The organism is Bacteroidota bacterium (genome assembly GCA_039714315.1).
Classification (GTDB): Bacteria; Bacteroidota; Bacteroidia; order Flavobacteriales; family JADGDT01; genus JADGDT01.
Genome location: JBDLJM010000051.1, coordinates 1 through 19,378, shown reverse-complemented (window position 1 = coordinate 19,378; position 19,378 = coordinate 1). Strand labels below are relative to the sequence as shown.

13 protein-coding genes are annotated in these 19,378 nt (G+C 36.7%); 6 read left to right on the top strand and 7 right to left on the bottom strand.

Annotated elements, in window-relative coordinates; all coding sequences use genetic code 11:
* A partial coding sequence (locus ABFR62_06985) for a hypothetical protein (protein ID MEN8138160.1) occupies positions 1-219 on the top strand: 219 nt, incomplete at its 5' end.
* Between the two features lie 149 nt (positions 220-368).
* On the opposite strand, the gene ABFR62_06980 is transcribed toward ABFR62_06985, so the two are convergent.
* The 7 genes from ABFR62_06980 to ABFR62_06950 all read right to left on the bottom strand — a co-directional run bounded on the left by ABFR62_06980 (position 369) and on the right by ABFR62_06950 (position 11,439).
* On the bottom strand, positions 369-992 hold the full coding sequence (locus tag ABFR62_06980; GenBank protein ID MEN8138159.1) for a hypothetical protein: 624 nt from the start codon (positions 990-992) through the stop codon (positions 369-371).
* A 177-nt stretch (positions 993-1,169) separates the two neighbouring features.
* A complete protein-coding gene (locus ABFR62_06975; GenBank protein ID MEN8138158.1) occupies positions 1,170-2,423 on the bottom strand; it encodes an efflux RND transporter periplasmic adaptor subunit in 1,254 nt (417 codons plus the stop codon).
* Between the two features lie 14 nt (positions 2,424-2,437).
* Positions 2,438-3,673 (bottom strand): TolC family protein, encoded by a 1,236-nt coding sequence (locus ABFR62_06970; GenBank protein ID MEN8138157.1) that lies wholly within the window; start codon positions 3,671-3,673, stop codon positions 2,438-2,440.
* Between the two features lie 4 nt (positions 3,674-3,677).
* On the bottom strand, positions 3,678-7,472 hold the full coding sequence (locus ABFR62_06965; protein MEN8138156.1) for an efflux RND transporter permease subunit: 3,795 nt from the start codon (positions 7,470-7,472) through the stop codon (positions 3,678-3,680).
* Between the two features lie 72 nt (positions 7,473-7,544).
* Positions 7,545-8,804, bottom strand: a complete 1,260-nt coding sequence (locus tag ABFR62_06960; protein ID MEN8138155.1) for a permease — start codon at positions 8,802-8,804, stop codon at positions 7,545-7,547.
* Between the two features lie 122 nt (positions 8,805-8,926).
* The gene (locus ABFR62_06955) at positions 8,927-9,499 is read right to left on the bottom strand and encodes an AraC family transcriptional regulator (protein ID MEN8138154.1); all 573 of its coding nucleotides are present in this window, start codon (positions 9,497-9,499) and stop codon (positions 8,927-8,929) included.
* 278 nt (positions 9,500-9,777) lie between these two features.
* Positions 9,778-11,439 carry a serine hydrolase gene (locus tag ABFR62_06950; protein MEN8138153.1) on the bottom strand — a complete coding sequence of 554 codons (1,662 nt, stop codon included), beginning with the start codon at positions 11,437-11,439 and terminating at the stop codon, positions 9,778-9,780.
* Between the two features lie 148 nt (positions 11,440-11,587).
* Between ABFR62_06950 and ABFR62_06945 the strand changes: the two genes are divergently transcribed.
* From ABFR62_06945 to ABFR62_06925, 5 genes are all read left to right on the top strand, one after another.
* Positions 11,588-14,860, top strand: a complete 3,273-nt coding sequence (locus ABFR62_06945; protein MEN8138152.1) for a glycosyl hydrolase — start codon at positions 11,588-11,590, stop codon at positions 14,858-14,860.
* Positions 14,861-15,082: 222 nt separating this feature from the next.
* Positions 15,083-17,122, top strand: coding sequence for a S9 family peptidase (locus ABFR62_06940; GenBank protein ID MEN8138151.1), 2,040 nt, complete (start codon positions 15,083-15,085; stop codon positions 17,120-17,122).
* A 159-nt stretch (positions 17,123-17,281) separates the two neighbouring features.
* Positions 17,282-17,965, top strand: coding sequence for an ATP-binding cassette domain-containing protein (locus ABFR62_06935; GenBank protein ID MEN8138150.1), 684 nt, complete (start codon positions 17,282-17,284; stop codon positions 17,963-17,965).
* Between the two features lie 108 nt (positions 17,966-18,073).
* A complete protein-coding gene (locus tag ABFR62_06930; GenBank protein ID MEN8138149.1) occupies positions 18,074-18,439 on the top strand; it encodes a four helix bundle protein in 366 nt (121 codons plus the stop codon).
* 67 nt (positions 18,440-18,506) lie between these two features.
* On the top strand, positions 18,507-19,378 hold an 872-nt coding region (locus ABFR62_06925), incomplete at its 3' end, for a glycosyltransferase family 2 protein (GenBank protein ID MEN8138148.1).

Here is a 19,378-nt window from a genome sequence, read left to right as displayed (position 1 = left end):
CACACTTCCGAAAACGCACTTCCAATTCTCGGAGATAAACTGTATGGCCCCGAGGGAAATACCAAACTTCATAAAGGTCTTTTTTTAGCCGCTGTAGAAATCACTTTCAATCATCCGGAAACAAAAGAAATAATCAATCTGAAAATAAATCAGCCTAAAAAATTCGATTCGCTACTGGCAAGAGAAGAAAGAATGTGGCTGAAAAAGTATAAAAATTGAATATCTCCTATATTCTAAATTAATAGCATTATCAAAAATAAAATTCCCGATAAAATCTAAATGGTTTTATCGGGAATTAAAATATTATACCAGAAAAATCAATTTCAATCCGGTATTAACCAAGAGATATTAATACCGATTTATTAATCCTATTCAGCGAATGGATCCATAAAATAATTATTTGGAAAATCCCAATCAACACCGGGAGTAACTAAATGTTCGTGCATAGAATTAGGTGCATTAGGCCCGTCAAAATTGAAAGATTTAACAGCAATGTGTTTCAGCCATATTACCTTATTAGTGGGAGGAGTACCTTCCATTACCGGAACAAATTCATGACGGTGCACAAAACCTTTTTTAGCATATTCCTCTGCTAATTCAGGAGTCCATATATCAATAATACCTTTTACAGTATAGAGATATTCTCCAAGCTCCTCTTCTGATGCCCAAAATTTCCATTCAGATCCAAGAGGTCCGCTATTGTAATGTTTACCATTAACTTTATTTGGTCCTGCCTGTCTCCAATAATGCCCCGGAACATCACTTTCACCATTTGGGCCATCTTTAGGGCCTGCAAAATAATAATCATAACCGTCAATTTTTATTTTAATACCATGAATAAATCCTTGCCCGTTATCATTGGTAGCAGACTTTTTTAGTGTAAGATCCTGACCGGAGTTTGATGTTTCAACAATATCATTTTTTTCACAGCCAATAAATAAACCCGATACTAATGCAAGTAGCATTAGCTTTTTTAGAATTTTTGTTCTCATTGTAGGCATATATTTAAGATTATACCGGAATATTCCTGTATTAACTTAGTCGTGAGACTTAATATTTCCTTACAATCTTTTTTAACTTTATTCAAATTCAGTTTGTTTTTCCTTTCTCATTTCTTCATCAGTCATTTCATTTCCTCCCTGCATGTAACCTGTAGATACTTCCCCTCCCTACGGATTCATCATACTCGATTTTCCTGCCAGCTGAGCTGCTGCATCAATCTTGAATACTCCGTTCACAGCAATCTCTTCACCTTCCGATAAGCCATCTCTTACTACATATAAGTTTCCTGCTTCCGGTCCTAAAACAATTTCCCGATAGATAAATGATGCTGTTTTACGCTCCGGTATTTTAACATATACTACAGCACGTTTTCCTGTCCATAATATTGATGACTTTGGTATCAGCAATTCGTTTGTGTTTTCTGCTGTGTTTGATATTAATATTCCACTGGTAAACATCCCGGGTTTTAATTGCTGTTGGGGATTATTAAGTTCAACCCGAACTTGCGCCACCCTTGTCTGAGCATCGATAAAAGGGTCGATATGAGTTACTTTGCCCGTATAGATTTCACCCGGTACCGATTGTATTGTGAAGTCGATTTTATCACCATTTTTAATCCAGGATAAATCGCTTTCGTAAGCATCGAACATCACCCAAACTTTCGATAAATCAATCACTTCAAACAATGCAGATCCCTCTTTCACATAGTTTCCGATAGCAACATGGCGTTTTGTTACTGTACCTGTAATAGGAGAACGAATATTAAAATAAGTCTTGGGTTTTCCGCTGTTTTCAATAGCATTGATTTGTTTTTCGCTTAAGTTCCAAAGTTTTAGCTTGCTACGTACGGCTTTGTAAAAAGAAGGATTTGAGTTTTTGTACTTTATTGCCTCCAATAATTCTTTTTGGGCTGTAATTAACTCGGGCGAATAAATTGTAGCCAGCTTTTGCCCTTTTTGCACCTGCTGACCTGTATAATTAATAAATAACTTTTCAATACGTCCGCCAAAACGAGCAGTTAATTCAGATATTTTACGTTCATCTGCTTTTACTTTTCCAAGCAATTGTATTTTCTTTTCGGGAATACCTTTTTTTACAATTACAGTTTGCACAGAGGCTAATGCCAATGCCGATTCTGTCATTTGAATTTCATTGGGGTCAACATGTTCTCCATCTGAATTTCCTGTTTCTACCGGCACTAAATCCATTGCACAAATGGGGCATAAACCGGGCTTATTTTGTTTAATCTGCGGGTGCATCGAGCAAGTGTATACTGTTTCTTCAGCAACGCTGTGTTCCTCGTGATTGTGTGATGCTTCATCACCCGATGAATGAAAAAACAACCAACCTAAAAACAGGCCTGCAAACAATGTAATGCCTGTCAGCCTTATATCCCGTTTATTTATTTTTGTTGTCATCATTTTTTAACTTTTAATTATTTGCCTTGTAAATATTGAATGAATGCAACTGCAGCTTCTTTATCTGCACCGGCTTTTTGTAACTCCAAAGCATACTTAAGAAGCTTGCGTTCCATTCTCAGTATTTCTTCGAAATTCACGTTGTTGGTAGCATAGTTCGATTCGAGAATTGATAAAGATTTCTCTGCCAGTTCCTCTTGAGTTTTGTAAAGCTCTACCCGCCTTATTGCATCCCGGTAATCTTTCCAAACTTCTGAAAAGAGAATTATCAGAGTATTTTGCTTATCTGCTTTTTGGTATGTCGCAGCTTCCTGTAAATACACCAGTTCCTGTACCTTAGCTCTGTATTTTTTTCGGTACAATGGCACAGTAATTCCTACTTTCGGGAACATAAAAGCATCCTGACCGGCATTTGCCGCAGTTGAATTCCCGTTTCCGATAAAAGCATATTCCAATCCTACTGAAAATTGTGGCAAACCATCTTTCGAAGCAGCTTTCTGTCGGTATTGCAGTCCCTCCAGCCGGTAATCAAATACAGAAAGCGAATTGTTGTTTGCCAGTATGTTGTCCAGTTCACTTTGCTTATCCATTAATTCAATTCCTGCTAAACTTTCTTCTATTTGTATGTCGGTTGTTTCTTCAACATTCAGGAGCTTGTTAAACTTCACTGACAGTACATTTGCATTATCCCGCAAAAGAGCCAACTGGTTTTCGAGGTCGTTTATTTCCATTTCAACCCTATAAGCATCAACTGCTGTTGCTGAACCTGACCCGACCTTTATATTGGCAAGACTTTTAAAAGATGCTAAAATATCGATATTCACGATTGTAATATCTATTGCCTTTCGGCTAAAGAAAAGGTTATAATAGGTAGCCTTAACATCATAAAACAATTTCGATTTTGTATCTTCAAACTGTTCATACTTCGCTTTTGCAAGTGATTCAACTGAGTTTTCACGTGCCGATAATGTTCCAAACCAGGGAAACATCTGAGAAGCTGAGATTTTTGCCTGTTGCGGGCCAACTCTGGTCTCTACAGGTTGGATGAAATACCCAAATGCCACTACCGGGTCGGGCAAAGCTCCTACTTGTGCTACTCTTTCCAAACTCGACATGTACTCATTAAACTGCGCCTTTAAGCCGGGGTTATTTTCTGCTGCAGTCTGTAAATATTGATTTAATATCTCCTGTGCAAACAAATTTCCCGATAAGGTCAGAATAACAATGGTCAGTATATAAACTATTTTTTGCATAACCTTATTTATTTAATGTTTTATACAATCGTTTTACTTTTCTCTCTTGCCAAATACTGTATAAAACCGGTACAACAAAAATGGTAAGTGTTGCTATAAGCATACCGCCAACAGACGGTATTGCCATAGGCACCATAATATCCGAGCCTTTACCGGTTGATGTAAGCACGGGCATTAATGCAATTATTGTTGTAGCTGTGGTCATCATGGCAGGGCGAACCCTTTTCAATCCGGCTTCCATCACCTTCTCGCGGACTTCTTTCACCGATTCAGGTTGTTTTTTGTCGAAAATCTGCTTTAGATAGGTACTGATAAGCACTCCATCATCGGTTGCTATTCCAAACAGGGCAATAAAACCAACCCAAACTGCCACACTAAGGTTAATGGTGTGAATCCGGAACATATCCTGCAGGTGAATACCTCCTAAACTAAAGTTCATAAACCACGATTGACTATAGAGCCAAAGCATGATAAAACCACCTGAAAAGGCAACGAATATTCCTGAGAATATCAGACTTGCTGCTGTAACAGACCTGAACTGAAAATACAATATCAGGAAGATTACGATGAGTGATACCGGTATCACAATCAAAAGCCTTTTGGTAGCCCGAATTTGATTTTCGTAGTTACCCGTAAACTTATAATTCACTCCGGCAGGTACATTGAATGCTCCCTGATCAGCTTTTTCATCTAAATATTCCTGCGCATTTTCAACCACATCAACCTCGGCATATCCTTCTTTTTTATCGAATATTACATAGCCTACCAAAAAGGTGTTTTCACTTTTTATCAATTGGGCCCCACGAGTGTAATTAATATCTGCTAATTCGCCCAATGGCACTTGTACACCTGAAAGCGTAGGTATAAGTATACGCTTCAAATCTTCGGGATTATCTCTATACTCACGGGCATAACGAACACGAACAGGGAAACGCTCTCTTCCCTCAACTGTAGAAGTCAGCTTCATACCTCCAATAGCACTACTCAGGATAATTTGCAAATCGGCAATTGTTAAACCATAGCGGGAAATAGCGCTTCGGTCAATATTTAATTCCAGATATGGCTTACCAACTACTCTATCGGCAAATACCGACATCGGTTCAACACCTTCAACATGCTTTAAGTGATTTTCCAATTCGTAACCTACATTTTCTATTGTTTCCAGATCCGGGCCAAAAACTTTTATTCCCATTGGAGCACGCATTCCTGTTTGAAGCATTAGCAACCGAGTTTGAATAGGCTGTAATTTTGGAGCTGAGGTTAAACCGGGAATACTCGATTGTGTAACTATTTCAGTCCAAATATCATTAGGCGATTTAATATTTTCGCGCCACTGTCTAAAATATTCTCCGGTTTTATCTTCAATTAACAGGTCTTTTTCAATTACCCTGAAACCATCATCCTGATTGTAATTAGTACCATCTTTAAGCTCATACGCTCCATCATTATTTGTTTTAAAACGTAAACGATGCCCGTTTTCATCCAAAACATACTCCGGTTTGTAATTAATTATATTTTCATACATCGATGTTGGAGCAGGGTCGAGAGCCGAATTAACACGCCCCCATTTGCCAAGCACATTATCTACTTCGTGAATGGCATTAACCTTTTTGTCTAACATGCGAATGACTTCGAGATTTTCCTCGATACCTGAATGTGGCATAGTTGTAGGCATCAATAAAAATGAGCCTTCATCCAAATCAGGCATAAACTCTTTGCCTATTCCCGGAAAGGTTTTATTTAATGATAACCATGAGTTGCTCTGCTTAATACTTTCCGGCATAAATGAGAAAACTTTATCAATGCCCTGCCATGTTAAAATTCCAAAAAGAACCACAATAACAGGAATACTCAAAAATTTCACTTTGTTATCTAATGCCCAGGAAAGAATTCCTGAATACGATTTTACAATAAATAACATGAAAGCTAATACCAACGCAATTAACAGCCCTACAAATATCAGGTTTGACACATTGCTATTTTGCGCCCCAAGTGGCATCCATTCTTGTGTGAGCAACCAAACAACTATTATTGCTATAATACCAATGTTAATGTAATTCGGAAAGTCTTTTCTTGTCTCACTCCATTTATAATCCAGAAAGTTATTCACACCGATAGCAACAATTGTTATCGCAATAAAAACTTTTCCAAAAAACACAAAGCTTATTCCAAGTAGAACTAATACGATATTTAGTATTTGCCTGGTTCTTTTTCTATCCACCTTTATTGAAAATATGATATGGGCTAATGCCGGAATAATAGTCAATCCAATAATCAATGCAGAAATCATTGCAAAGGTTTTGGTAAAAGCCAGTGGACGGAATAACTTGCCTTCGGCAGCCTGCATGGCAAATACGGGCAAGAAACTTACAATAGTTGTTGCTAATGCTGTAATTACTGCCGGTGCAACTTCGATTGTTGAATCATAAATTGTATTTATGAGCTTCTTACCTTTATTTTCAAGCGATTCGACATGCCTTATAATATTTTCGGTAAAAACCACTCCTACGTCAACCATTACTCCAATAGCAATAGCAATACCCGAAAGAGCTACAATATTGGCATCTACACCAAAGCTACGCATGGCAATAAATGTCATTAACACTCCAATTGGCAACAAACTGGAGATAAGAAATGAAGCACGAAGATTTAGTACAAGTATAATTATGACAATAATACTTATAAGAAGCTCCAGAGTTAATGCTTCCTGTAGTGTTCCAAGTGTCTCCTTAATTAAATCCGTTCGGTCGTAAAAAGGGATTATTGTTACTTTTGAAACTGTAGCATCATCTAAAATTTTTGATGGTAATCCCTTTGAAATCTCTTCAATTTTTGCTTTTACATTAGAGATTACTTCCAAAGGGTTTGCTCCATATCGTGCTACCACTACACCTCCAACAGCCTCTGCACCTCCCTTGTCTAATCCACCTCTTCGGGTAGCCGGGCCAAAACTAACGTTTGCTACATCTTTTATACGAATAGGAATGTTATTTTTAACGCTTACAACACTTTTTTCAATATCATCCAGGCTCTTAATATATCCCAAAGCTCTAATCAGATATTCAACCCGGTTAAATTCTATGGTTCTTGCACCAATATCAAGATTACTTTTTTTAACAGCTTGTATAATTTGCCCAACAGTTACGCCATGTGCTTTCATAGCATTGGGGTCTACGTCGATCTGATACTCTTTTATAAATCCACCTATTGAGGCAACTTCAGAAACTCCTTTTGCCGCCGTTAAGCCATACTTGATGTAAAAGTCTTGTATGGTTCTTAACTCATGCGGATCCCAACCGCCATTTGGCTTCCCGTTTTCATCTCTGCCTTCGAGTGTGTACCAATAGATCTGGCCAAGTGCAGTTGCGTCCGGTCCCAAAGATGGTGTTACTCCCTTAGGCAGTGTTCCTGCCGGAAGAGAATTTAGTTTTTCAAGTATCCTTGTTCTACTCCAATAAAACTCAACATCTTCTTCGAAAATGATGTAAATACTGGATACTCCAAAGATGGAATTACTCCTGATAGTATGCACACCGGGAATACCTAACAATGCTGTTGTTAATGGGAATGATATCTGATCTTCAATATCCTGTGGCGATTGTCCTGCCCACTCGGTATAAACAATCTGTTGGTTTTCGCCAATATCGGGAATGGCATCAACAGGAACCGGGTCGGATGGAAGAAAGCCTGTTTGCCAACTGAATGGTGACGAAATTATTCCCCAGGTAATAAATATTATTAGAAACAGGAATGTCACCAACTTATTCTCTAAAAAGAATTTTACGGTTCTATTCAACATATCTAACTAATTTAAAAATCAATTCGCACATTAAACTATTTAATAAAATTATGGATAAGGTTTTTATGATCATTAATCAGGTTTATAGCCAAGTGCTTCGATAGTTTCCTTTGCCTTATCAACTTCAATGTAATCACCTTCAATAGTAACGGTCTTATCACTGAGATTTACTTTTGCACTATTTATAAAGCACAGCTTTTCGAGCATCGTCTCAACATTTGCTTTACAGTGATTACAGGTCATTCCTTCTACTTTGATTGTTTGAGTTTCCATTGTAATACTATTTATTTTTTTTACTAAATTTTGTTTTGAATTGAGATACTTTTGAATATACCCGTTGATTATTAAAAGTATTAAAACCAAACCTGAGGTTATTTGCCACCAATTCAAATTCCCACCGTGATCATGACCTAAATGTTGATTCGCAATTTGAGTAAACCAATCACCGGGTAAGACATAGTCAATAATTAAACCAAAGCTTAATGCTCCAACGATAATTGTAGCCAGATAAGTGAACAGACTTCTTTTGCCAAGTACTTTACCAATCATGGTAATTGTGGCAGCATTGGTTGCCGGACCAGCCATCAGTAAAACAAAGGCTGCTCCGGGGCTAAGCCCTTTTAATATTAAAACCGCAGCCAAAGGAATAGAGCCTGTTGCACAGATATATAAAGGTATTGATACCACCAGTATCACAAGCATTTGCAGTATTGGGGGCAGGTTCATTAATTCAAAAAAATCGTCAGGAATAAGAGCAGATATAATTGCTGCCAAAACTATACCTATTACCAACCATTTTGAAATATCCTGAATAAACTCTAAAAAACCATATCGAAATACATCAACTACCCGTTGAGAAAAAGTTTTTGGGGTTTCATCATGTTGCTGATATACCCGGCTGTCAGATTTGTTGTTTGTGATTACACCTGTTATTAAACCTCCTGTAATGCCGGTTATTAAAGCAGCAACAGGGCGAATAACAGCAAAAGGTAAACCCATTAAAGAAAATGTTGCCAAAATAGAATCTATTCCGGTTTGAGGTGTGGAAATCAGAAATGATACTGTTCCTCCTTTTGAAGCTCCGTTTCTGTATAAGGCTGTGCCCGTTGGAATAACTCCACAGGAACAAAGAGGCAGAGGAATACCAAATACAGATGCCAGAACAGACGATTTTAGGGCTTTGCCACTAAAATAGCGTTCAATTTTCTGCCGAGGCATAAATGCATACAATAGTCCGGCAAAGAAAAATCCCAACAATAAATAGGGAGACATTTCACCTAATATGGTCACAAAATCTTTAAAAAATGCTACTATATATACTTTTACTTCCATTACTTTAAATTTTACAATACAAAGTACGGAAGTAATTAGCTTAGACTTATTACATCATTTTGGAAAAGAATTATAACATTTTTGGATTATAGCGATTTAATTTTATTACCTGTCGGAAGGTACTAAACTTCATCCAGGGGTTTGCGCTTGTTTTCTTTCAGCTTTTTAAAGTGTGAAGGAGTTAATCCGGTAATTTTTTTAAACTGATTTGAAAGATGCTGAACACTGCTGTATCCTAAACGGTAAGATATTTCGTTTAAGGTTAGTTCGTTATAAACCAGGAGCTCTTTTGCCTTTTCAATCTTTTGGTTAATTATGTATTTTTCGATTGTGATACCTTCAACAGAAGAAAAAAGATTGCTTAAATAGGAATAATCATGTCCAATTTTTTTTGAAATGTATTCTGAACTGTTTATTGATTTCTCCACTTCCTTTGAGTGATGAATTTTCTCAATAATTAAGGTTTTGATACTATCGATCAGTTTACTTTTTTTATCGTCAATTAACTCAAATCCATTTTCCTGTAAAATTTCCCTAAGCTCAACAATTTGATTGTCATCAAGGTTTGAAGAAATACTTACTTTACCTAATTCAATTTCTTCAATCACAATATTCAGCTTTTCAAATTCATCTTTAACAACCTTTATACAACGGTTGCAAACCATATTTTTAATATATAATGTGGATGAATTCATTGTATAAATTTAGTGATTTAAAAATAGTTAATATGTTATTAAGTCATTGTACCCAGGGCAAAAGCATTTAACTTTTTTTCGTACGTCATCTCGACCGAAGTGGAGAGATCTCAATCAAATTAATAGTAAACTTACTGAGATTTCTCGATTTACTCACCAATTTTATTTTTGGTGTTCGTGAATCGCTTTGCTTATTTCGCAAAAGCTCCACTCGAAATGACGACATAAATTGTAAGAATAGTTTTTAAATGCTTTTGCCCTGTCATTGTAGCATTAAATCATTCAACAATAGCATCATAAATCGCCTGATGAATCGAAGGTCTGACATTTAACTCATATATTTTCCTGTTTTCTCTTGTCGGATAAACCCTGTTCGACATGAAAACAAACAGAATCCCGCTTTCCGGATCGGCCCAGGTATATGTTCCCGTGTATCCCGCATGTCCAAAACTTTTCATTGAAGCATCAGGCGAACAGGAATCGTCTTCTCTGTGTTCCAATTTTGGTTTATCAAAGCCAAGTCCGCGTTTATTACCTTCGTTGGCATAATGTGCAAAAGTGAATTTATCAATAGTATTTTCAGAGATATATCGCTCTCCTCCGTATTTTCCCTTCCATAAATACATCTGCATTATTTTGGCCAAATCCAGAGTTGTTCCAAACAATCCTGCATTTGCCGATACTCCTTTCATCATTGCAGCACCTTCGTCATGTACTGTTCCCTGAAGCAAAGTATGCCTGAACACAGTATCAATTTCGGTTGGAATAATTCTTTCTTTTTCGAACCTTTCCAATGGTTTATATCCTACCGTTCCGGCTCCAAGCTTTTTATAAAAATTATCATCTAAATAATCTTGAAAATTCTCAGAACTGATATTCTCAACAATTTCCGGCAACAAATAGAATGATAAACCTGAATACTTATATCCGGGATGATGAACATCGCTTACAGCCGATTTCTTTATTTGCCTGTAAATTTTCTTTTTATATCTGTCGTGAATATATAATCCCGGAGCTATCTCCGTCTTATAATGTCTCGATTTAGTATACGACAGGGTTCTTCTCTTAAACTTCCCATTGCTTTTAATGGCATTTTTCCAGTATGGAATCCATGAATTAAGTCCGGCATTGTGCGATAATATTCTTCTGAATATCAAACCTTTCTTATTCCCTTTTTTGAAATACGGGATATAAGAACCACAACTCGCATCCAAATCAAATTTATCCTCATCGTGCAACTTCATTAAAGCCGGCAATGCAGATGTAATTTTAGTTACAGATGCCCAATCGTAAATATTATCTTTCTCTACTTTTTTTATGGAATCGTAAGTATGATATCCGTAAGTTTTATGAAAAACCACTACCCCGTAACGGGCAACAAGTACCTGAATTCCTGGAGCTACACTATCGTTTATTGCTGTATTTGCAATTGAGTCAATTTTAGTACTCATAAAATCATAATCCAGACCAACATCTTCCGCAAAGCCAAAACCGAATCGGAAATCCCCATTTGAATGATTATTTACTGCTCCTCCAAAAATAAACTGAACAGCATCAGATAAATCACTTTCATTTCCTATAATTATTTCAATATCCGGCTTATTCTCGGAAACAATACTGTCTGTTTTTATCAATAAGGTTTTTTGAACCTGTGAAATTCTATTCTCTGATTTATAAGTATCAAAATCCTTAACATCTGTAAAAATTATTAAGCTGGCATTCTTAAAATCATCTTCAATATCAATATAATTCGAAAGCATTTTTCCGGCAAGAGTATCTTTCGATATAAGACTAATCTTTTGTAAGTCTAAACTCTTTAAAGGAATCATCGCAGAATACTCTCCTTTCACAATAAATTCATCGGAATAATTTACTTTTTGAGCTTCAAGCGTGATGATTGAATTTAGAGCAAATATTAAAACTATTATTGACTTTTTCATTTTATACTTTGTTGTTCTTAGGCTTAACAATTATGCAAACTAACATCATTTTTCAGGATATCAACAATATTTAGCTACAAATTAATAACTATAAATTTATATATTTATATACACATTTATACATGCTTCTAATTATAACACCTTAATTATGATACTTTCATCAAAAAAGCACTTGATTTCTTTATTTATTATTCTTCTTAGTTCTCATCTTTTTTCGCAGAAAAATGATATTGATACTACGGTATTTAATTCTAAAACTTTTGCTGATTTTAAACTGCGAAACATCGGGCCCGGATTTATGTCAGGCAGAATTGCAGATATAGCTATTAACCCATCAAATTATGCCGAATGGTATGTTGCTGTTGGATCCGGTGGAGTATGGAAAACTTCGAATGCAGGAATAACTTGGAATCCGATATTTGAAAAAGAAAAAGTTTACTCTACAGGATGTTTAAGCATCGATCCCTCGAACAACAATACTATTTGGTTAGGTACAGGCGAAAATGTAGGTGGAAGACACGTAAGTTATGGTGACGGTGTTTATATAAGTAAAGATGCAGGAGCATCCTGGAAAAATATGGGTCTGACAAAATCAGAGCATATATCTAAAATTATAATCCATCCCACAAACTCAAACATCGTTTGGGTGGCTGCACAGGGTCCTTTATGGAATAAAGGAGGCGAAAGAGGATTATTTAAAACTACTGACGGTGGTAAAACATGGAAAAACACTCTTAAAATTGACGAATGGACAGGAGTAACTGATATAGTAATAAATCCGGGGAATCCTGATATTCTTTATGCTGCTTCATGGCAAAGACACAGAAATGTAACCGCATATATGGGCGGCGGTCCCGGTACATCAATATATAAATCGACCGATGGAGGTGATACCTGGGATAAAATAGATAATGGTTTACCAAAATCTGATATGGGAAAAATTGGTCTTGCCATTTCTCCTCAGAAACCGGACATATTATATGCTGCAATAGAGCTGGAAAGAAGAAAAGGTGCTTTTTATAAATCGACGGATGCGGGAGCATCGTGGAAAAAACAATCTGAAACGGTATCGGGAGCCACAGGTCCCCACTATTATCAGGAATTATATGCCGATCCACATCAGTTTGATAAGGTTTACCTCGTAGACGTAAGAATGCAAATAACTACCGATGGTGGCAAAACTTTCAACCAAATGAAAGAAGAGTTCAAGCATTCCGACAATCATGCAATTGCTTTTAGAAAAAACGATCCAAACTATTTACTGGTAGGAACCGATGGAGGGCTCTACGAGAGTTATGATCTGGCCGAGAACTGGCGTTTTATAGATAACCTGCCTGTAACTCAGTACTACAAACTCGCACTTGATGACACCGAGCCTTTTTACAATATTTATGGAGGAACACAAGACAATAATACACAGGTAGGTCCCTCGAGAACAGATAACAAATCAGGAATAAGGAATGCTGACTGGGAAGTAGTTCTGTTTGGAGACGGACATCAACCGGCAACCGAACCGGGAAATCCTGATATTGCGTATGCAGAATGGCAACAGGGAAATTTAGTGAGATTCGACAGAAAGACCGGAGAACTTGTATATATACAACCTCAACCCGAAAAAGGTGAAAAAGAAGAAAGGTTTAACTGGGATGCTCCAATATTAATTAGTCCTCACAATCCGCAAAGATTATATTTTGCATCACAGCGTGTTTGGAAATCGGAAAACAGGGGCGACAGCTGGACTGCAATTTCAAAGGATCTTACACTAAATCAGGAAAGGTTCAAGCTGCCAATTATGGAACAGACATGGGGTTGGGATTCTTCGTGGGATGTTTTTGCAATGAGCACTTACAATACAATCACATCTTTATCAGAATCTCCGGTGAAAGAAGGAGTAATCTGTGCAGGTACAGACGATGGAAGAATTCAAATTACCGAAAACGGAGGAGAAAGCTGGAGAGAAATACCTGTAAATAAACTCCCCAAATGCCCGGAAACAGCATTTATTAATGATATTAAATTCGACCAGTTCGACCAAAATACTCTATATGTTGTTTTGGATAACCACAAATTTGGCGATTATAAACCATACATCTATAAAAGTACTAACCTCGGTAAGTCATGGAAATCTATTTCATCAAATATACCGGATGGCAACATGGTTTGGAGGATTGTTCAGGATCATGTAAAACCGGAATTGATGTTCGCCGCAACAGAATTTGGCATTTATTTCACAATAGACTCCGGGAAAAAATGGATTAAACTAAGTGGTGATGTACCAACAATATCTTTTAGAGATCTGGCAATTCACAAAAGAGAAAATGATTTAGTTGCAGCTTCGTTTGGCAGAGGATTCTTTGTTTTTGATGATTATTCTCCTTTAAGAGGAGTTTCAAAAAAACAATTAGAAGAGGAAGCAACATTATTTACTCCCCGAACTGCCTTGTGGTACATGCCACGTGCAGTACTTGGTATGGACAAAAGAGGATCGCAGGGAGCAGGAATGTATCTGGCCCCAAACCCTGATTTTGGAACATCTATTACTTACTATCTGAAAGACTCTTATAAAAGTTTAAAGGAAATCAGAAAAGAAAAAGAAAAGGAACTGAAAAAAGAGAACAAAGCCGTAAAATTCCCCGATTGGAAAGAAATGGATAAAGAATTATTGGAGCAAAAACCTAAAATTTGGCTGACAATAACTAATAATAATGGAGATGTAGTTAGAAAAATAAGTGCTCCTACAACAAAAGGTTTCCATCGCATAACATGGGATTTGCTCTATCCGTCGCAACAACCGGTTGCGGAAACCGAAATAGATAAAAAACAGGCGCCCAAAGGTATAATGGCAGCTCCGGGCATGTATAGCATTTCTCTTTCAAAAGAAATAGCAGGGGTTGTAACTTTACTTTCGGATAGTAAAACCTTCGAAGTAAAACAAATGAGAAAAGGCAGTTTGAATGGATCAACGCCCGATAATGTTGTAAAATTCTGGAATGAAGTTGAAAAAACTATTTCAAAAAACACATTAATAAATAAAAATATATCCAAGGCAATAAAGCGAATAAAAAAATATGAAATTTCGGCGAAAAACTCTGCTACAAAAACTGAAGATCTAAGCGAAGATATTTATAAGGTACATATGCGCTTATTGAAACTCGAAGCAAAAATGAACGGATCAAAATCGAAGCGTGATATGATGACTGAAACAAGTGAGAGCTCACCAATTATGAAAAGAATTTATAATGCAGGGAGAGGTACAATGATGTCAACCTACGGACCAACTCCAACTCATATCAGAAGTTTGGAAATTGCTAATGAAGAATTAGATGCCGTAAATGAGGAGCTGAACAAGATAGTTTCTCAGTATTTTGTAAGAATAGAAGAAAAGCTCAAAAAAGCAGGGGCTCCGGCAGTAGTAGAATAGTGATATAAACTAAAAACTCCGCCACCGGTAGAAGCGGCAGCTTATATTTGGCAATGAAATTGATACTTTTATTTTTTGAGCGACCGAAGGAAGCTCCAAAAATAAAATAGTAGAAATTCATTGCCGGATATAACTATAGCGGATGACGGGTTAAGGCGGCCAAAAAAACATCACCATTAAATTAATTTCAGTTACTTTTGCACGAATTTTAATTTTGACAAGATGGTGCCAAAGGCTAAAAAAATATATAAGGAACTGGAGAAATTCGGGGATGTACGGATTGATAATTATTATTGGCTGAACGACAGGGAAAATCAGGATGTGGTTGACTACCTGAATGCGGAAAACGATTATTTGAAATCGGAAATGAAGCATACAGATAAGTTTCAGGAGGATCTTTTTGAGGAAATGAAAGCCAGAATTAAGGAGGATGACGAATCTGTTCCTTATAAAAAAGACGGATATTTTTACCTGACGGAATTCAAAAAAGGGAAGGAATACCCTATCTATAAGCGTCGCAAAGAAAACCTTGAAGCTGCCGACGATATTATGTTTAATGTCAATGAAATGGCTGAAGGTTTTTCGTATTACAATCTTGGCGGAATTTCTATCAGCACCAACAATCAACTTGCTGCTTATGGCGTTGATACAGTTAGCAGAAGGATTTATACTTTACGGTTCAAAAACCTTGAAACCGGCGAAATTCTCAACGATGTTATAGAAAACACAACAGGGGGCTGTACATGGGCAAACGATAATAAAACAGTTTTTTATACCCGAAAAGACCCGCAAACTTTGCGTTCTCATAAAATTTACAAACATATTTTGGGCACGGATTCTTCGGAAGATATAGAAATATATCACGAAGACGATGATACTTTTAACACCTTCGTTTACAAAACTAAGTCAAAAAAATTCCTTGTAATTGGTTCGTCGCATACTGTTTCAAGTGAATATAGAATACTGGAAGCCGATAATCCAAACGGTGAATTCAGACTTTTCCACGGGCGTGAAAGAGATTTAGAATACAGTTTTGGCCATTTTGACGGTCAGTTCTACATACACACAAACCTCGATGCGAAAAACTTCCGCCTAATGAAAACATCGGAAGATAAAACCGAAAAAGAACACTGGCAGGAGTTTATTCCACACCGTGAGGATGTAATGCTGGAGGGGCTGGAGATATTCAAAAACTATTTTGTACTGGAAGAAAGAGAGAATGGCCTTAACAAAATAAGAATTAAAACCTGGGACGGAGAAACAGATTATTACCTTCCATTCGAAGAGGAGGCTTATTCGGCAGGAACGGGTTCTAACCCTGATTTTGACTCTGAAGTATTACGTTACGGTTACAATTCGCTTACCACGCCATCGTCTGTTATAGATTTCAACATGAAAACCAAAGAGCAGAAAGTGATGAAAGAACAGGAAGTTTTGGGTGATTTCGATAAAAACAACTATGCTTCTGAGCGTGTTTGGGCAAAGGCTGATGACGGCACGAAGGTTCCTGTTACTATGGTTTACCGAAAAGGCATGAAGAAAGACGGTAAAAGCCCGCTCCTACTCTATGCTTACGGTTCGTACGGACATACTATCGACCCTTATTTCAGTTCTATAAGATTAAGTTTACTCGACAGGGGCTTTACCTATGCCATAGCACATATCAGAGGCGGACAATACCTGGGTCGTAAATGGTACGAAGACGGAAAAATGCTGAAAAAGAAGAATACTTTCACCGACTTTATAAACGTTGGTGAATTCTTAATTCAGGAAAATTATACATCGGCTGAACATCTTTACGCAATGGGAGGTTCTGCCGGCGGACTGTTAACAGGAGCCGTAATAAATATGAAACCGGAAATTTTCAACGGTGTAATTTCGGCTGTTCCCTTTGTTGATGTTGTAACTACGATGCTCGATGATAGTATACCGCTAACAACAGGTGAATACGACGAATGGGGTAATCCAAATGAAAAAGAATATTACGAGTATATGAAATCGTACTCTCCATACGACAATGTAGTGGCTAAGGATTATCCCAATATGCTTATTACAACCGGGCTTCACGATTCTCAGGTACAGTATTGGGAGCCGGCTAAATGGCTGGCTAAATTAAGAGAGCTAAAAACCGACTCAAACAGGCTTTTAATGTATACAAACATGGAAACCGGACACGGAGGTGCTTCGGGGAGGTTTGAAGCTTTAAAAGAGGTTGCCTTAGAGTATGCTTTTTTACTGGATTTGGAAGGGATTGCAAAATAGGAGTTCGTGATAACGTGACATCGTGATAACGTGACACAGAATCACGATTTCACGATGCCACGTTATCAGGATCTCACGAATAAACAAATAAACCAATAAACACATAAACGCATAAACATTTTTACTTAAGTTTGTCTATACCGAAAATAAAATCCAAAAATGTCTGAACATATAATCAAGATTGATAATTCAAATATTTTTCAGGGAGGAGCTTTAGTTCTTTCTGATGTGTCCTTAAACGTAGAGAAAGGTGAGTTTGTATATCTGGTTGGTAAAACCGGATCCGGAAAATCATCTCTTTTAAAAACTCTGTATGCCGATTTAGATTTAAAAGAAGGCGAAGCGGAGGTTGTAGGCTACAACCTTAAAAGCATCAAAGAAAAAGACATTCCTTACTTAAGAAGAAAGATTGGTGTTATTTTCCAGGATTTTCAACTATTGACTGACAGGAGTGTTGAAGGAAATTTGATGTTTGTACTTAAGGCTACGGGATGGAAAGATAAAGCATCGATGCAAGCCAGAATTAAAGAAGTTCTTTCGAAAGTTGGAATGAAAACCAAAGGGCACAAAATGCCTTTCCAACTGTCGGGAGGAGAACAACAGCGTATTGCCATTGCGAGAGCTTTGCTAAATGACCCTGAGCTGATTATTGCAGATGAGCCGACGGGAAATCTCGATCCAAAAACTTCAGAGGAAATTATGGATCTTTTGGTTCAGATTTCGAAAAACGGAAGAGCTATTTTAATGGCTACTCACGATTATTCTCTGATACTAAAATATCCTGCAACTATGCTTAAATGCGATGAAGGAAAAGTTTTTGTTTTGGAAGAAGGGGGGCTTTAATAGCTAGTTGCTGGTTACTAGTTGCTGGTTACTAGTTGCTGGTTACTAGTTACTAGTTGATTGTCTAAATAAACGAACATTTTATAAATATAAATCAGACAAGTTACTATGAATAGTTACAGGGACTTAGAGATATATAAAATGGCACATCGTTTGTCTATCGAAGTTCACAAAATGTCACTTACCTTGCCAAAATATGAATTATACGAACAAGGCAGCCAAGTTCGTCGTTCATCAAAAAGTATTAAAGACACTATTGTTGAAGGATATGGCAGAAGAAGATATAAAGCTGAATTTATTCGATTTCTTATTTATGCACAAGCTTCCTGCGATGAGAGCATAGAACAATTAGAAACAATAAACGAAATACATTTTGAGAGTAATAAACTAAATCAGCTATTAGAAGAATATAACCATTTAGGTAAAAAGATAAATAAATTTATTCAATACGTAGAAAGCAATTGGCAAACATAGCTGCCGGAGGCTTATTAATTGTTACTAGCTAAACCAGTAACCAGTAGTAACCAGAAACCAGTAACCAATGATCTCAATACTAATACCAATATACAAATGGGACGCCACCACACTAATTAATTCACTTGTAAAGCAGGGGAACAGTGTAAATGTGCCATACGAAATAATAGCCATCGATGATTTTTCCAATTCAGAACACGATGAATTTAATTTTTCGATGAATCAATACGATTTTGTCCAGGTGTACAGAAATGAGAAGAATTTGGGCAGGTCAAAAACCCGAAATATGCTTGCCGAAAAGGCTCAGTATAACTGGTTATTGTTTATTGATTCGGATTCGTTTGTTGAAGATAATTTTCTGGTAAACTACATCAAAGAAATTCAAAAAGGCGGAGCAGATGTAATTTGTGGGGGAAGCATTTATTCGGAAATCCCCCCTAATAAAGATAAATTGATGCTTCATTGGAATTTTGGTACAAAGAGGGAATCTAAAAACGCTCAAGAAAGACATGAATTAGGATATAAAGGATTCCAAAGCAACAATTTTTGCATAAACACACTAACATATACAGTTAATCAATTTGATGAAAGCTTCCCTAATTGTGAATATGAAAATATCTTATATGCTAAACAATTAAACAATTCAGGAGCTAAAATTATACATATCGACAACCCTATTAGAAATATAGGTTTAAAAACTAATGAAGAGTTTTTAAACAAATCTGTGCAGTCGTTAGTAAACTTAGTAAAACTTCTTAGAACCGATAAATTAACGAAAGAAGAAATTCAACAACTAACACCCTACATGCGCAGGAAAGTAGTAGTGAAAGTTTTCGGTAAATTCACTAAAAATTTTGCAAAAACTAAAGCTCTAAAAAAAGGTTGTTTATTCTGGTTTGATGTTTATCGTCATACTATGTTTGTTGAAGAGCTTGTGAG

What these genes read in the sequence shown, in the direction of transcription:
- ABFR62_06960 (MEN8138155.1), bottom strand. Translation starts at nt 8,804, where the DNA reads ATGGAAGTAAAAGTATATATAGTAGCATTTTTTAAAGATTTTGTGACC.
- ABFR62_06930 (MEN8138149.1), top strand. Translation starts at nt 18,074, where the DNA reads ATGAATAGTTACAGGGACTTAGAGATATATAAAATGGCACATCGTTTG.
- ABFR62_06950 (MEN8138153.1), bottom strand. Translation starts at nt 11,439, where the DNA reads ATGAAAAAGTCAATAATAGTTTTAATATTTGCTCTAAATTCAATCATC.
- ABFR62_06940 (MEN8138151.1), top strand. Translation starts at nt 15,083, where the DNA reads ATGGTGCCAAAGGCTAAAAAAATATATAAGGAACTGGAGAAATTCGGG.
- ABFR62_06935 (MEN8138150.1), top strand. Translation starts at nt 17,282, where the DNA reads ATGTCTGAACATATAATCAAGATTGATAATTCAAATATTTTTCAGGGA.
- ABFR62_06965 (MEN8138156.1), bottom strand. Translation starts at nt 7,472, where the DNA reads ATGTTGAATAGAACCGTAAAATTCTTTTTAGAGAATAAGTTGGTGACA.
- ABFR62_06945 (MEN8138152.1), top strand. Translation starts at nt 11,588, where the DNA reads ATGATACTTTCATCAAAAAAGCACTTGATTTCTTTATTTATTATTCTT.
- ABFR62_06955 (MEN8138154.1), bottom strand. Translation starts at nt 9,499, where the DNA reads ATGAATTCATCCACATTATATATTAAAAATATGGTTTGCAACCGTTGT.
- ABFR62_06980 (MEN8138159.1), bottom strand. Translation starts at nt 992, where the DNA reads ATGAGAACAAAAATTCTAAAAAAGCTAATGCTACTTGCATTAGTATCG.
- ABFR62_06970 (MEN8138157.1), bottom strand. Translation starts at nt 3,673, where the DNA reads ATGCAAAAAATAGTTTATATACTGACCATTGTTATTCTGACCTTATCG.
- ABFR62_06975 (MEN8138158.1), bottom strand. Translation starts at nt 2,423, where the DNA reads ATGATGACAACAAAAATAAATAAACGGGATATAAGGCTGACAGGCATT.